Origin of the sequence: Pseudomonas fluorescens (assembly GCF_041354075.1) — a bacterium.
Taxonomy (GTDB): Bacteria; Pseudomonadota; Gammaproteobacteria; order Pseudomonadales; family Pseudomonadaceae; genus Aquipseudomonas; species Aquipseudomonas fluorescens_CE.
Genome location: NZ_JARZGC010000001.1, coordinates 174,911 through 188,466, shown reverse-complemented (window position 1 = coordinate 188,466; position 13,556 = coordinate 174,911). Strand labels below are relative to the sequence as shown.

14 protein-coding genes are annotated in these 13,556 nt (G+C 63.4%); 4 read left to right on the top strand and 10 right to left on the bottom strand.

What is annotated here, in order from left to right:
* Window positions 1–2: 2 nt before the first annotated feature.
* Window positions 3–1,385: an iron-containing redox enzyme family protein gene (locus tag QIW53_RS00920; protein WP_371047832.1), complete on the bottom strand. Its 1,383-nt coding sequence runs from the start codon at window positions 1,383–1,385 to the stop codon at window positions 3–5.
* A gap of 168 nt (window positions 1,386–1,553) precedes the next feature.
* Window positions 1,554–2,273, bottom strand: coding sequence for a tellurite resistance TerB family protein (locus QIW53_RS00915; RefSeq protein ID WP_371047831.1), 720 nt, complete (start codon window positions 2,271–2,273; stop codon window positions 1,554–1,556).
* Window positions 2,274–2,640: 367 nt separating this feature from the next.
* Here QIW53_RS00915 and pcsA point away from each other — a divergent pair, with 367 nt between their 5' ends.
* Window positions 2,641–3,363, top strand: a complete 723-nt coding sequence (pcsA, locus tag QIW53_RS00910) for a phosphatidylcholine synthase (RefSeq protein WP_201188992.1) — start codon at window positions 2,641–2,643, stop codon at window positions 3,361–3,363.
* 128 nt (window positions 3,364–3,491) lie between these two features.
* On the opposite strand, the gene QIW53_RS00905 is transcribed toward pcsA, so the two are convergent.
* On the bottom strand, window positions 3,492–4,304 hold the full coding sequence (locus QIW53_RS00905) for a class I SAM-dependent methyltransferase (RefSeq protein WP_371047830.1): 813 nt from the start codon (window positions 4,302–4,304) through the stop codon (window positions 3,492–3,494).
* Window positions 4,305–4,340: 36 nt separating this feature from the next.
* The gene (locus tag QIW53_RS00900; protein WP_371047829.1) at window positions 4,341–4,610 is read right to left on the bottom strand and encodes a DUF4242 domain-containing protein; all 270 of its coding nucleotides are present in this window, start codon (window positions 4,608–4,610) and stop codon (window positions 4,341–4,343) included.
* A 196-nt stretch (window positions 4,611–4,806) separates the two neighbouring features.
* On the opposite strand from QIW53_RS00900, the gene QIW53_RS00895 reads away from it, so the two are divergent.
* Entirely contained in the window at window positions 4,807–5,790 is a 984-nt protein-coding gene (locus tag QIW53_RS00895; protein ID WP_371047828.1) for an AraC family transcriptional regulator, read from the top strand.
* Between the two features lie 17 nt (window positions 5,791–5,807).
* Here QIW53_RS00895 and QIW53_RS00890 read toward each other — a convergent pair whose 3' ends face one another.
* From QIW53_RS00890 to QIW53_RS00880, 3 genes are all read right to left on the bottom strand, one after another.
* Window positions 5,808–7,037, bottom strand: a complete 1,230-nt coding sequence (locus QIW53_RS00890) for a cytochrome c biogenesis protein DipZ (protein WP_371047827.1) — start codon at window positions 7,035–7,037, stop codon at window positions 5,808–5,810.
* 166 nt (window positions 7,038–7,203) lie between these two features.
* A complete protein-coding gene (locus tag QIW53_RS00885; protein ID WP_371047826.1) occupies window positions 7,204–7,458 on the bottom strand; it encodes a hypothetical protein in 255 nt (84 codons plus the stop codon).
* A gap of 47 nt (window positions 7,459–7,505) precedes the next feature.
* A complete protein-coding gene (locus QIW53_RS00880) occupies window positions 7,506–7,766 on the bottom strand; it encodes a DUF2790 domain-containing protein (protein ID WP_371047825.1) in 261 nt (86 codons plus the stop codon).
* A 294-nt stretch (window positions 7,767–8,060) separates the two neighbouring features.
* Between QIW53_RS00880 and QIW53_RS00875 the strand changes: the two genes are divergently transcribed.
* Together QIW53_RS00875 and QIW53_RS00870 are read left to right on the top strand one after the other, a co-directional pair.
* On the top strand, window positions 8,061–8,801 hold the full coding sequence (locus QIW53_RS00875; RefSeq protein ID WP_371047824.1) for a response regulator: 741 nt from the start codon (window positions 8,061–8,063) through the stop codon (window positions 8,799–8,801).
* Window positions 8,798–10,105 (top strand): ATP-binding protein, encoded by a 1,308-nt coding sequence (locus QIW53_RS00870; RefSeq protein WP_371047823.1) that lies wholly within the window; start codon window positions 8,798–8,800, stop codon window positions 10,103–10,105. The genes QIW53_RS00875 and QIW53_RS00870 overlap by 4 nt, the downstream gene beginning before the upstream one ends.
* Window positions 10,106–10,306: 201 nt before the next feature.
* Here the strand turns inward: QIW53_RS00870 and QIW53_RS00865 are convergent, their stop codons facing one another.
* The 3 genes from QIW53_RS00865 to QIW53_RS00855 form a co-directional block, all read right to left on the bottom strand.
* Window positions 10,307–11,062 carry an HvfC family RiPP maturation protein gene (locus QIW53_RS00865; protein ID WP_371047822.1) on the bottom strand — a complete coding sequence of 252 codons (756 nt, stop codon included), beginning with the start codon at window positions 11,060–11,062 and terminating at the stop codon, window positions 10,307–10,309.
* Window positions 11,055–11,894 carry an HvfB family MNIO-type RiPP peptide maturase gene (locus tag QIW53_RS00860; RefSeq protein ID WP_371047821.1) on the bottom strand — a complete coding sequence of 280 codons (840 nt, stop codon included), beginning with the start codon at window positions 11,892–11,894 and terminating at the stop codon, window positions 11,055–11,057. The genes QIW53_RS00865 and QIW53_RS00860 overlap by 8 nt, the downstream gene beginning before the upstream one ends.
* Window positions 11,895–12,035: 141 nt before the next feature.
* Entirely contained in the window at window positions 12,036–13,364 is a 1,329-nt protein-coding gene (locus tag QIW53_RS00855) for an acetamidase/formamidase family protein (RefSeq protein WP_371047820.1), read from the bottom strand.
* Window positions 13,365–13,556: the final 192 nt, after the last annotated feature.

The window sequence follows — 13,556 nt, the reverse complement described above, 5'->3', positions numbered from 1 at the left end:
CCTTAGCGCAGGCTGGCTTTGAGTTCGATGAAGCGTCGCGTGGCCATCAACCCCGCAGGATGGGCATGCCGATTCGCCGACAGCCACGGCAGCAAGGCCGGCATCTGCTCGGCGGCCGGCAAGTCGCTCGATGCCGCCTCGAGCGCCTGGACATCGGGGTCCTGACCCGGCGGCGTGGCGGCGGTTACCGCGCTGCTGCCACGGCGAACCGGCGACATCTTGCGCGCAGGCGTCCAGTCACCGGCAATCCAGTCATGCAGCAGCTGTTTTTCGTAAGGGCTGAACACCCCGAACATGGCCGCGCCATTGCCGTCGATCAATTGCCAGAAACGGCTCTGCTGCGGGTCCTGGTGGCGTTTGATCCAGCCCTTTTTTTCCATCGCGGCGAGGAAACCCGGCAACTGCTCAGGCGAGCCCAGCCACTGATTGACCGTCTTGCCCTCAAACCGACAGTAATCGGAGTGCATGTGCTGGCCGAACGGCCGTTTGCGTTCGAGCATGGCCAGCACTTCTGCTTCCAGATCGAAGGACTCGATGATCGCGCGACTGCCCTGCCCCAGATCGTTGAGTCGATAACCCAGCGCCACCCTGCGCAGGAACTCCTCGCGATCGCCTTCCAGGGGCAACAGGTCGAGCACCGACTGCACGGCTTTTTGCGCATGCCCGGTGCTGGCGTTGTCGATGGTCACGTGCAGCGTGAAGTAATAGGGATCGATGCCCAACTCGCTCAGCTCGTAAGCACTGATCAGCAGATGCAGCGGCAGCTGTTCATAGCCGAGGTTGTAGCCGATCACCTCCGGCAAGCAGGTGTCGGCGCATTCGCCCAGTGCCAGCTGAATGGCGCCCTGCAAATGATACTCGTCGGGGATGGCGATGGCGTCCAGGCCGTGCTCGGCCAGCAGTTTGCGGTAGATCACCACATGGTTCTGCGCCGGATTGCCGTCGCCCAGCTCTTCCAGGTAAGTGGTGATCAGCCCGTCGAAACGCGGATCACGCCAATGCTGCAGGAGACCGTACAACCAGGCGCCATCCACCAGTTTGGTCGGGCTGACCGCTTGCAGGAAAAACAGCGCATGCGCCTTGTTGCTGAAAAACTGGCGCGCCCCGCCCTGCTTGCGCTGGCTCAGGTAGTCGGCGTATTGCCGTCCCACGTCGGCGCAATGCCGTTCGACGAAGCCGTACAGGTCCGACAGCGCCTGGGGCAGCTCGTCGGGCAGGCTGGCCGCCAGGTGCAACTGGTCTTGCAGGAAAGTCCGGGCCAGCTCGCGGCGTCGCTGTGCATCTTCACCCAGCAACAGCTGTTCATAGCAGTGCCTGAGGCTTGCGGAATGCTGGACAGCCTGCGCATGTGCTGGCTGGGATTGAATAGGGGTCAGGGCAGTCATGGGGCGTTTCTCTCGGTCAGTGGCCGTGGGCTGGACGCTGAACCAACGTCTCTACCTCAGCAGAGCGATGCGCCGGGAGAAAAATTCAATCGAGTTTGAAAAGCGGCGGACGGATGGACGGTCGTGCGGGAGCGAGCCGGCTCGCTCCTGCATGGGCTGGTGTGAGATTCAGGCGGCGCCGCCCCGGGCCTGCTGCTCCAGGTGCAGCTGCAACTGCGGATCGATCTGCAGTGCGGCGGCCAGCTCGTCGAGGTAATTGCGCTCGGCGTCCTGCTGGTCATCGATCAGCATCACACTGGCGAGGTACATTTCGGCGGCGATGGCCGGGTCTGTCGCCGAGCGGGCGACGTCGGCAGCATCCAGCGGCCTGGCCACTTCATCGTCCAGCCACTGCTGCAATTGCGGGTCGTCGGTGTGACGGCCGATTTCCGTGCCGATCATCTGCTTTTCAGCGGCATCGATCCGGCCATCAGCCTTGGCCGCCGCGATCAGCGCCCGCAGGACGGCGTGGCTATGGCTCTCGACATCCGGACCGGCCAGCAGGTCCGCCGTACGCAGCGCCTGTTGTGCCTGTTGCGGCGCTGCGGCCTGGCTGCGTTGCCAGGCCTGGTACGCCTGGAAAGCCATCATGCCCAGGGACGCCAGGGCCGCATAATTGGTGCCGCCCCCGGAACGGCCACGGGTCGAGCCACCCAGCGCGGAACCGCCACCGAGCAAGCCGCCCAGCAAGCCACCCAACCCTGCGCCACCACCGGCCCCACCGCCCAGCAAGCCGCCCAACAAGCCACCCAGATCGCCTCCGCCGCCCTGGGGCACGCCGCCGTTTGGCCGGTTCATGCCACTCATACCGCCTCGCAGCAGTTGTTCGAGCAAATCGGAAGTGTTCATGGCGACGTCCTCATCGAGGGAGTTTTCCGTTTTGGAACGATAGTCCGTGTACAGCGATGTGCCAGCACCGTTGGGCCGGGAATTCCGCGCCCCCCTGTAGGAGCGAGCATGCTCGCGATGGTCTCTGGATCGCCGCGGGGTGTCAGGATGCCAGCGTCATCGTTGACGACCCTCGCGAGCATGCTCGTTCCTACAGGGGGCAGCGTTTGATTTATCGGGGGTGTTTTTACAAGGCCCAGCTAAGATTTACAGACGGTGAACCTTATTCGGCAATTTTCGGTCGATACCTGCAACCCGACCCGGTTTGCCGCCGCCCTCCAATGCCGAGGGTGATGACTGGCTTGCTTCACTTTCTGGAGAACGCTCCGTGATTTCGACCTTACACATCGCCAGGCTCAAAGCATGGGGCGCCCATGGTTTTACCGCCACGGGCGTGGTCACCGCCTTCCTCGCCACCCTCGCCCTGCTGGAAAACCAGCCCACCAACTGCCTGTTGTGGCTGGGTGTGGCGCTGATTGTCGACGGGCTGGACGGCGCATTGGCGCGCAAGGTCAATGTGCAATCGGTGCTGCCGAGTTTCGACGGTTCGATCCTCGACCTGGTGATCGATTACCTCACCTATGTGTTCATCCCGGCCCTGTTCATCTATCGCTACATCCCGCTGCCGGACTACACGCTGCTGCTGACGGTGTCGCTGATCCTGGTCTCGTCGCTGTTCTGTTTCTGCAACGTCAACATGAAGAGCAAGGACAACTACTTCCAGGGCTTCCCGGCCGCGTGGAACGTGGTCGCGCTGTGCCTGTACATCATCGCCCCGTCGCCCTGGATCACCCTGCTCACAGTCATCGGCCTGGCGCTGCTGACCGTCACCCGAATGAAATTCCTGCATCCGTTTCGCGTACGCCGGTTCATGCCGATCAACATTGCCGTGACCGCCATCTGGCTGCTGTGCAGTCTGTCGCTGGTGATCAACCATCCGGTGATCAATCCGATGGTCATGGGGCTCTGGTTGCTGATGTCAGCCTACTTCCTGGGCATCTGCATCTGGCGCACGGCCATGGAGTGGTTTGACGAAGCGCGGCACCGGTAGGTCGGGAGCATTCAGGCCAGTGTGGGAGCGGGCTTGCTCGCGAAGGCGGTTGGTCAGTGAGAAAAACGCCGACTGACACACTGCTTTCGCGAGCAAGCCCGCTCCCACAGGGGCATTGAGTTGTCGAGTCATCGACGAGTGATCACCACCTCCAAGTATTCACTCGGCACCACCAGCGACCGTTCACCGGCCCGGTTCGAGCGGTTGATCAGTTCGGTCAGGTCGGCTTCCAGGGCCTGGGCGCCTTCCGGGGGCAATGCCGCGAAAGCCTTGTGCACCGGCCCGTACCAGCTGCGGAAAGTGTCGATGAAGTGCGCTGCCGATCGGTAGCGGAAGTTGAAGGAGCGCCGTGTTACCTGAATCAGGAAATCACGCTCATCGAAGTGCGTGTGCAGCCAGGCCTCACTGCCCCAGTTCGACGGCGGTTGCGCCCCCGCTGGTGGCGGCAGGTGGCGACCGAGGGTCTTGAACATCTGCCCGACAAATCCCTCAGGCGTCCAGTTGGCCAGGCCGATCCGCCCGCCTGGGCGACACACCCTGGCCAGTTCGGCGGCGGCCTTGGGCTGGTCGGGCGCGAACATCACGCCGAAGGTCGATAACACCAGGTCGAAACTGCCGTCCTTGAACGGCAGGGCCTCGGCGTCGGCCACCTCGAAGGTCACCTCCAGGCGTTCGGCCCGGGCTCGTTCCTCGCCGCGTTCGAGCAGTGCCGCCACATAGTCGGTGGACGTGACGTGTCCACCCCGGCGGGCCGCCGCCAGCGTCGCGTTGCCGTTGCCGGCGGCGACATCCAGCACACGTTCGTCGCACAGCACATCGCAGGCTTCGGCCAGTTGCTCGCCGACCAGTTGCAGGGTGGTGCCGATCACGGCGTAGTCGCCGCTGGCCCAGGAGGCCATCTGACGGTTTTTCAAGGCAGCTAGATCGATTGTCGTACTCATTGAATGCGCTCCGATACAGGGTGTAACACCCCCGGCTTATTCTGCCGTGGTGGGGTCGATAACGTTCGTGACCTGGGAAATGCGACTGGCGGGAAAACCGCTCAGCCGGGCGTGTTCCCGTATCAGCTCTTCGTTGGGGGCGATGTACACGCAGTAGAGCTTGTCGCCGGTGACATAACTCTGCTGCCACTGGACTTGCGGCAGATCACGCAAGGCCTTGCAGGACTTTTGCGACGCCGCTTTCAAATCCCTTTCCGACAGGGTGCCTGCACCCGGGATCTCGCGTTCTATGACGAACTTCGGCATACAAACCTCTCATTCTTGTTATTGGGGACAGGGCCGGCAGACCCTGTGCGTGCACTATCGCGCTACTGGCCGGGGGGAATCCTGCCCGATCGTCGGTGAAGACTGTCCGATCGTCCGGAGGTTTTCCCAAGCGGCGCGACTGGCTCACAATCAGACTCTCCATCAATGGCCTGTCGCCAAACAGGGGAAACCGCTTATGGACGCCCTTTCCCAGACCCTGCGCGTCGTCCGCCTGGTCGGTGCGATTTTCATCAATGCGCGATTCAGCGCCCCCTGGTGCTATCAATCGCCTCACGCCGACACGGCGGCCCCGTTCCTGGAGCCCGACGCCGAACGGGTGGTGATCTTCCACCTGATCACCGAAGGCCAGTGCTACGTCGAACTGGGCGATGACCCGCCCCTGCTCCTCGGCGCGGGAGACGTGGTGCTGTTTCCCCAGGGCGATGCCCATCGCATGAGCTCCTGCCCCGGGTTGAAACCGGCCACCAGTGCGCGACTGGACGAGATCCTGGCGCGCAGGCCGCGACAGCTGAATTACGGCGGGGGTGGTGCGGTGTGCCGCGTGGTGTGCGGCTACCTGGCGTGCGACACCCGCCTGGCAGGCATGCTGCTGACCGGGCTGCCGTCCATCGTGCGGGTCAACGTGCGCGGCTCCAATGCCGGCAAATGGCTCGAGTCCTCGGTGCGTTATGCGCTGGCCGAAGCGCGCTCGCCCCGTCCCGGCGGCGAAGGCGTGCTGGCCAAACTGGCCGAGGTGCTGTTCATCGAGGTGCTGCGCCTGTACATGCATCAACAGCGCGCAGGGGGTACCGGTTGGCTGGCGGGTGTGGGCGACCGGATCGTCGGCGCCGCGCTCAACGCCCTGCACAAGAAACCCTGTCACACCTGGACCCTGGAGGAACTGGCGCGCACCGCCGGCACCTCGAGATCGGTCCTGGCCGAACGCTTTCAACAACTGGTGGGGATTTCGCCGATGCAGTACCTCACGCAATGGCGAATGCTGCTGGCGGCCAACCTGTTACGCAGCAGCAACAGTTCGCTGATGCGCATCGCCGAAGAAGTCGGCTACCAGACGGATACGGCCTTCAGCCGGGCGTTTCGCCGCGAGTTCGGCGCGCCGCCGGCGGCGTGGCGGCGCGGACAGGAGAAAAAGACAATGGCCCACAGCGCGACGCTGTGAGCCATTGATCTTCAGGGTTACACCGCTGGCACGTTGGCCTTGGCGTCAGCCTTGGCCTCTTGCAACAGTTGCTGGATCATTTTCTCCTGGGCGTCGTAGCGACCTTCGCCGAAGTGGGTGAAGCGTACCTGGCCCTTGGCGTCGATCAGGTAGTGCGCCGGCCAGTACTGGTTGTCGAAGTTGCGCCAGATCGCATAGTTGTTGTCGATGGCCACCGGGTAGGTGATGCCGAGCTTCTTCACCTGGTCCTTGACGTTATCGATGATGCGTTCAAAACCGTACTCCGGGGTATGCACGCCGATCACCACCAGGCCATCCTTCTCGTACTTCTGCGCCCAGTCCTTCACGTACGGCAGGGTGTGCTGGCAGTTGATGCAGTCGTAGGTCCAGAAGTCCACCAGCACCACTTTGCCCTTGAGCGAGTCATTGGTCAGGGCCGGCGAGTTGAGCCATTCAACGGCGCCGGACAGCGACGGCATGGCGCCCTGGGCGTTGTCTTCCATCGTGTTGGCCTGCACCTTGCTGACCAGGTAGTCGACCACTTTCGGCACGCTTTGCAGCACGCCCTTCTCCAGGGTACTGACGCCCTCCGAGGAGGTGCCGGCCAGGAGGGTCTTGTCGGCCCCGGTGGAAATCACCAGCGCGGCGGCCAGCACGGCGAACCCGGTGCCGCGACGCAGCCAGCCGGTGACCGGAATCGAGGCTTTCAAGCGGTTGACCAGGCCACGACCGGCGAAGATCAGCGTGCCCAGGGACAGCGCGCTGCCCAGGCCGTAGGCCAACAGCAACAGGCTGGTTTGCGCATTGGCGCCTTGCAGCATGGCCCCGGTGAGAATCACCCCGAGGATCGGCCCGGCACAGGGCGCCCACAGCAGACCGGTCGCCACGCCGATCATCAGCGAGCCCAGCGGACCGGACATTTTCCGGGTGTTGGGGTCCAGGCGGTTACCCAGCAGCACGAATGGACGCGCCAGCCAGCCACCGATCCGTGCGGAAATCAGCGACAGGGCGAACAGCGCCATGACCAGCAGGGCTATGTGACGCCCGGTGTTGTTGGCCTGGATCACCCACTCACTGCTGACCACGGCCAGGCTGGAGATCAGGGCGAAGGTCAGGACCATGCCGCCCAGGGTCAGCAGGATCGATGAGCGCGTGCGGTCGACACCGGCGAACAGAAACGGCACCACCGGCAGGATGCAGGGGCTGAGGACGGTCAATATGCCGCCCAGGAAAGCGATGAGGAACATGGGGATCACCTTGTAAGGACACGTCTACTGTGGGAGCGAGCCTGCTCGCGATGGCGTTGAGTCAGTCAACTTCAACATCTCTGCCAGTCCGCTATCGTCGGAGCGCCGCCCGGAGCCGGCTCGCTCCCACAAAGGGATGTGGTGTTCATGGGAGCGGTGCCCGGCATCACGCCGTCTGGCTATCCAGCAACTGGCCCTGCGGTGTCCGACTGCTGCCGTTCTCGGCCAGCATCTGTCCCTGCGGCGTACGGCTGGCGCCGTCCTGGGCCAGGAAGTCGCTGGCGCCCTGCTCCTTCACCGGCGTCAGCTGGAAGCAGGTGCTGTTGCCGCAGGTGCTGCGTTCAACGGCGGCGTTGGCGTGAGCGGCGGTGCCGGCCAGGGCGAAGGCTGCAGCGGTGAGAAAGCGCGAAAGATGGGTCATGGCGTTCATCCTGTTCAGTGGGGATTGGCGTGTGGTCGGAGCCGGACTCAGTTGTCCGAGCTGCACTCGGCAAATTTGCGGTAGTCCAGGACCTGGGTCTTGTCGTGGGAGTCCAGGTAGGTCAGCTGGGCATCGACAATCCCGCAGGAGTCCGAGGCATCCTGTTTCAGCGACACCACTTTCTTGATGTCCAGGTGCGTGCCGTAGGTGTAGGGTTTCGCCTCGACATCGGCTTCGGCACGGGCCGACAGGGTGCAGATGTTCAGTGCGGCAAACAGGCAGGCGGCGTAGATGGCTTTGGTGTTCATGGTGAGTTCCTCAAGGTGCAATGGGTTTTCGTGGGAGGCGTCTGGGTTTGCCTCGATGGAAGCCATTTAAAACCTGCGAGGTATCTCGTCTGTGTCGAAAACCGGGGCGTGTAAATCGGTACGTATCCAAACGGCCTGCGGATACACAGCGATACAAACCCGGGCGAATTTGCCGATTTCAAGTCCGTGTGTATCCGTCGACACACCAGATACACTGCAATACAAATCGTATCGAGCGAGCAGGCAAAGGCTCGATAGACTGCGCGTCATCCCCCCCTTCTAGAGGCTTGCCCCATGGAACACGTCGATCACATTCTCATCGTCGACGATGACCGCGAGATTCGAGAACTGGTAGGCAACTACCTGAAGAAGAACGGCCTGCGTACCACCGTGGTCGCGGACGGTCGGCAGATGCGCACCTTTCTGGAGTCGACACCGGTGGACCTGATCGTGCTCGACATCATGATGCCGGGCGATGACGGCCTGGCGCTGTGTCGCGAAATCCGCGCCGGCAAACACAAGGCCACCCCGGTGCTGATGCTCACCGCACGCAATGATGAGACCGACCGCATCATCGGCCTGGAAATGGGCGCCGACGATTACCTGGTCAAGCCCTTCGCCGCCCGTGAACTGTTGGCGCGAATCAACGCGGTGTTGCGCCGTACACGCATGTTGCCGCCCAACCTGGTGGTCAGCGAAAGCGGGCGCATGCTGGCCTTCGGTCGCTGGCGCCTGGATACCTCGGCCCGCCACCTGCTCGATGAAGACGGCACCATGGTGGCGCTCAGTGGTGCGGAATACCGGCTGCTGCGGGTGTTCCTCGACCATCCGCAACGGGTGCTCAACCGTGACCAGTTGCTGAACCTGACCCAGGGCCGCGACGCCGATCTGTTTGACCGCTCCATTGACTTGCTGGTCAGCCGCCTGCGTCAACGCTTGCTCGACGACGCGCGGGAACCGGCCTACATCAAGACCGTGCGCAGCGAAGGCTATGTGTTTTCCCTGCCGGTGGAAGTCCAGGGTGAACACTCATGAAATACTCGCTGCGCTGGCCTCGCACCCTCGCCTCACGCCTGTCGCTGATTTTCCTGATCGGCCTGATCCTGGCGCAGGCGCTGTCCTTCGGCGCGCAATACTACGAGCGCTACGAAAGCGCGAAAAATACCATGCTGGGCAACCTGGAAACCGACGTCTCGACCTCCATTGCCATTCTCGACCGCCTGCCACCCGAGGAGCGCGCGAGCTGGTTGCCGCAACTGGACCGGCGCAATTATCGCTACCTGCTGGACAAAGGTTCGCCGGGTACGGCCATGAGTGACACACCGATTGCGGTGACGTCGATCAAGGACGCCATCGGCATGGACTACCCGATGACCGTGACGGACATTCCCGGCCCGATCAAGCGCTTTCAGGTTCACTTGAACCTGACGGATGGCAGCCCGGTGACCATTGATGTGCGCCCGTCGATGGTACCGCTGTCGCCGTGGTTGCCGATTGTCCTGTTCGGCCAGTTGGCGCTGCTGATCCTGTGCACCTGGTTGGCGGTGCGAATTGCCATCCGCCCCCTCACCCGCCTCGCGCAGGCCGTGGAAACCCTGGACCCCAACACGCACCCGGTGCACCTGGATGAAAAGGGCCCGACCGAAGTCGCCCACGCCGCCATGGCGTTCAACGCCATGCAGGCGCGCATCGCCGCGTATCTCAAGGAGCGCATGCAACTGCTGGCGGCGATTTCCCACGACCTGCAGACGCCCATCACCCGAATGAAACTGCGCGCCGAGTTGATGGATGACTGCAGCGAGAAGGAAAAACTGTGGAATGACCTCGGCGAGATGGAGCATCTGGTCCGCGAAGGCGTGACCTATGCGCGCAGCGTCCATGGCGCCACCGAGGAAGCCCGCCGCACCAATCTGGATTCGTTCCTCGACAGCCTGGTGTTCGACTACCAGGACATGGGCAAGGACGTGCAGTTGTGTGGCAAGAGCGAGGCGGTCATCGACACCCGGCCCCATGCGTTACGCCGGGTGCTGGTGAACCTGACCGACAACGCGCTGAAATTCGCCGGCGCCGCCGAGCTGAAGGTGGAGCCCGGCGTCGACGGCAGCCTGTCGGTGAAAGTGATGGACCGCGGTCCTGGCATCTCCGAAGAGGACCTCGCCCACGTGATGGAGCCCTTCTACCGCGTGGAGAATTCACGTAACCGCAGCACCGGCGGCACCGGCCTGGGCCTGGCGATTGCGCAACAACTGGCGATTGCGCTCGGGGGCGCACTGACCTTGAGCAATCGCGAAGGCGGCGGTTTGTGTGCGCAGCTGAAGCTGCCCGCCAATCCCCTGTAGGAGCGAGCATGCTCCGGGCGGCGTTCCGACGATGGAGGCCCAGTCACCGCGGGGTATCAGGCAGCCCACGTTTTCGTTCACGACCATCTTCGGAACGCCGCCCGGGACAAGTCCGCTCCTACAGGGGAATGCAGTCCAAACTGTAGAAGCGAGCATGCTCGCGATGGAGGCCCAGCCACCGCAGGGGTGTCAAGCATGCTCCTACAACGAGCCGAGAACACCCTCCCCATGCATCTGCCGCAACAACGCCGCTCCGCTCTCGAGGAACATCGGCGAGCCCACCGCGCCCGCCTCCACCGCCAACGCCTGCAACTGCTCATGGCCGGTCATCCGGGGAAACTCGCTGATCCGCTGCAACAGCCGCCACGCCAAAGGGCTCAACTCGGAGAACTTGACGCTCCAGTCTTCTGCCCGGCGCACCAGCAACAGCGTCGGCTGGGCCGGCGGTGCGTCAGGCTGATGATCCGGCCCGACGAGGTGCACGGGCCAGGCATACGCCAGGGGCCACGCCAGCGGTGAAACCTGCAGGGCATTCGTCAGCAACTGCTGGGCATCACTGGCGGGCAACGGCTCGGCCTCGGACTGCTGCAACGCCATCTCGACCCATTCATAGTGCGCCAGCTCCACCATGAACGGCGGCCAGGTCCCGTCACTCAGCCCCGGCGGCTGTGCCGCCAGGAACTCGACGAACTCCTGGGCGATCTCGCCGAACTTGGGCGTGCTCGCACGGTGATCGCGCAAAAAGAGGCGCATCAGTGAACGCCAGCGCGCCTCACCGAGCACCTTGATCAGCACCGGAAAGGTGCCGCTGAGCAACAGCGACAGGTTGTTGAAGATCAGGTCGCGGTAAACCTGCACCCTTGCCACGTCCATTTCGGCCGGCGGCGCACAATGGTCAGGGTCGCGCAGGTAGCGGCCCAGGGTGTTCTGCTCTTGAAACAGCGCTGATTTATCCACGGTTCAGGCCCTGTGCTTGCAGGCGGCGGATGGTCTGCAACTCGGCGACCAGTTCCGCGAACGCCGGAAAATTGAAATCCCGCTCGAGTAACGTGGGCTGCGCACCGAAACGCGCATAGGCCTCGGCCAGCAGTGCCCAGACCACCGGTTTCACCGAGGCGCCATGGGTGTCGATCTTCAAGCTGTCCGACTCATCGAAATGCCCGGCCACATGCATCGCCACCACCCGGCCCGGCTCGATGCGGGCCAGGAAGGTCTGCGGATCGAAGCCGTGGTTGATCGAGTTGACGTACACATTGTTGACGTCCAGCAACAGGTCGCAATCGGCTTCGCGCAACACCGCGTTGGTGAAGGTCACCTCATCCATGTCCTGTCGGGGCGCGGCGTAGTAAGAGACGTTCTCCACCGCCAAACGCCGCCCGAGGATGTCCTGGGCCTGGCGGATGCGCGCGGCGACGTGGTGCACCGCCTCTTCGGTAAAGGGCAGCGGCAACAGGTCATAGAGGTGGCCGTCATCGCTGCAGTAGCTCAGGTGCTCGCTGTACAGCGGCACGTTGTAGTGATCGAGGAACACCCGCACTTCCTCGAGGAACCCGACGTCCAGCGGCGCCGGCCCGCCCAGCGACAGGGACAGGCCGTGACAGGACAGCGGATAGCGCTCGGCGAGAGCACGCAAGGCGGCACCGTGGGCGCCGCCGATGCCGATCCAGTTCTCCGGCGCCACTTCCAGAAAGTCGAAGTCGCCGGTCGGAGCGGCCTGCAGGTCTTTCATCAGGCCGCGACGCAAGCCCAGGCCGACACTGGGACGGGTTGAAGTGAGGGTGGTTTGCATGATGTCGATCTCAGAGGTCAGTACGTGATCACAGTTAACCGAAGGGGTGTATCGGGCCTGTGTGGCGTACCGGCGGAAAATCACCAAAGTTGTATCGCCGGCGGGTCTGTACACATTGGGGTACAGACCTGCCGGCGATGATCACGCCAGGTCGTACTGCTCGCGCACCAGTTGGCCGATACCGAGGCGGTCGAGTACGTCCATCGGGCACAGGAACGTGACGCGCACGGTGCCCGGCAAGCGGCTGATGTCGATCGAGCCGGTGATGGTGGCGCGGTTGAGTACCTCGTCATAGGGCAGGCCGGTGACCGTGGCCGCACGTTGCAGGCCGTTCTCGACCGCCACGTTGAGGTTTTCGCCACTGCCAATGAAGGTGATCGGGCCGCTCTGCTCGATCTCGGTCTGGCCCCAGCGCTCGCCCAGCTCCCGGACTTTCTGCCGTTGCGCCGCCGTCATCGGCCGCGCCATGGGTGGCAGGTCGTCGAGGTTTTGCAGGAGGATCGGCCCTTCCAGGGTGAGATCCTTGATGACCTGCACCTGCACTTCGGTTTCCCCGGAGCAATCGGTGGCGTGCCCGGCAATTTCGCCGTTGCCCTGCTGGGCATGCATGTCACCCATGTAGACCCCGGCGCCCGGTACTTTCACCGGACAGATCAGCACGCAGCCTTCGCGAATCGAATTGGTGTCCATGTGCCCGTCGGTCTTGGCCGCGTGCAGCTCCTCGCGGCTCATGCCGAAACGGTGTGGCGCGTCGATGAGGTACTGACCGAAATCGGCGCAGTTGTGCGAGTCCGGCAAATCCCGCGACGGCGTGGTCCCGATGTTGCCGAGGAACGGCCGCATGTGCGCAGCGACGCCGGGGATGTCGGCGCGGGCCAGCGACAGGATCGAATGCTGGGCGGCGAGCTCCGGCAGCGCCGACATCTGCGACGCGTTGCCGGCCAGGCGATTGGCGATGTCCTGATTGACGGTGAGGCTGACCTGGTTCTGTGCATCGAACACGATCACATAGCCATGACTGAACCGGAACGCGCTGACTTCGGCGCCGCAGGTGTTGCAGCGGATCGAATCCTCACCGATGCCTTCAACGTGGCTGGCCGGATGTTCGGTGCCGCATTGGGAACAGAATTTGGCAACGAAAGGGTCGCCGTTATAGCGGCCCTCGACAAAGCTCATCACGCCGGACGACGTGGCCTGGGAGGTGACGCGCATGCGTTTGATCTTGATCGCCACCGCATCGCCGACCTCGGCGCCGGCGATGGCCACCGGTTGCGTCACCTCATGCCCGCCTTCGAAGGCCGGCGTGATCATCGGCCCCCAGCACCCGGGCGGCGTGCCGGTGATCAGGGTGCCGCCATCGGCCAAAGGCCCCAGCATCGGCTGGCTGGGGCCGATCAGGCCGTTGGTGTATTGCTCGACGCGCAGGTAGTTGACGGGTTCGAAGTCTGTTTCAGGCTGGAGCGTGCTCATTGTTATCCCCTGGACGGTTGTAGGGCGCCAAACGGCCCGCCCAGTTCATCGCAGGTTTGTATCTGGGCTGTGTTCGGGGGTGAGCAACAATCGGTAGGACTGTATCGAAGAGGTGCCTGGATACACTGCGATACACAAGCGGATGTTCGTCGCCCAGGACAGCATCCCCCAGTCCGCGAACTAAACTTATTG

Coding starts and splice junctions, on each gene's coding strand:
- QIW53_RS00870 (WP_371047823.1), top strand. CDS start 8,798: ATGAAATACTCGCTGCGCTGGCCTCGCACCCTCGCCTCACGCCTGTCG.
- QIW53_RS00885 (WP_371047826.1), bottom strand. CDS start 7,458: ATGACCCATCTTTCGCGCTTTCTCACCGCTGCAGCCTTCGCCCTGGCC.
- QIW53_RS00880 (WP_371047825.1), bottom strand. CDS start 7,766: ATGAACACCAAAGCCATCTACGCCGCCTGCCTGTTTGCCGCACTGAAC.
- QIW53_RS00920 (WP_371047832.1), bottom strand. CDS start 1,385: ATGACTGCCCTGACCCCTATTCAATCCCAGCCAGCACATGCGCAGGCT.
- QIW53_RS00855 (WP_371047820.1), bottom strand. CDS start 13,364: ATGAGCACGCTCCAGCCTGAAACAGACTTCGAACCCGTCAACTACCTG.
- QIW53_RS00875 (WP_371047824.1), top strand. CDS start 8,061: ATGGAACACGTCGATCACATTCTCATCGTCGACGATGACCGCGAGATT.
- QIW53_RS00895 (WP_371047828.1), top strand. CDS start 4,807: ATGGACGCCCTTTCCCAGACCCTGCGCGTCGTCCGCCTGGTCGGTGCG.
- QIW53_RS00905 (WP_371047830.1), bottom strand. CDS start 4,304: ATGAGTACGACAATCGATCTAGCTGCCTTGAAAAACCGTCAGATGGCC.
- QIW53_RS00915 (WP_371047831.1), bottom strand. CDS start 2,273: ATGAACACTTCCGATTTGCTCGAACAACTGCTGCGAGGCGGTATGAGT.
- QIW53_RS00900 (WP_371047829.1), bottom strand. CDS start 4,610: ATGCCGAAGTTCGTCATAGAACGCGAGATCCCGGGTGCAGGCACCCTG.
- QIW53_RS00860 (WP_371047821.1), bottom strand. CDS start 11,894: ATGCAAACCACCCTCACTTCAACCCGTCCCAGTGTCGGCCTGGGCTTG.
- QIW53_RS00890 (WP_371047827.1), bottom strand. CDS start 7,037: ATGTTCCTCATCGCTTTCCTGGGCGGCATATTGACCGTCCTCAGCCCC.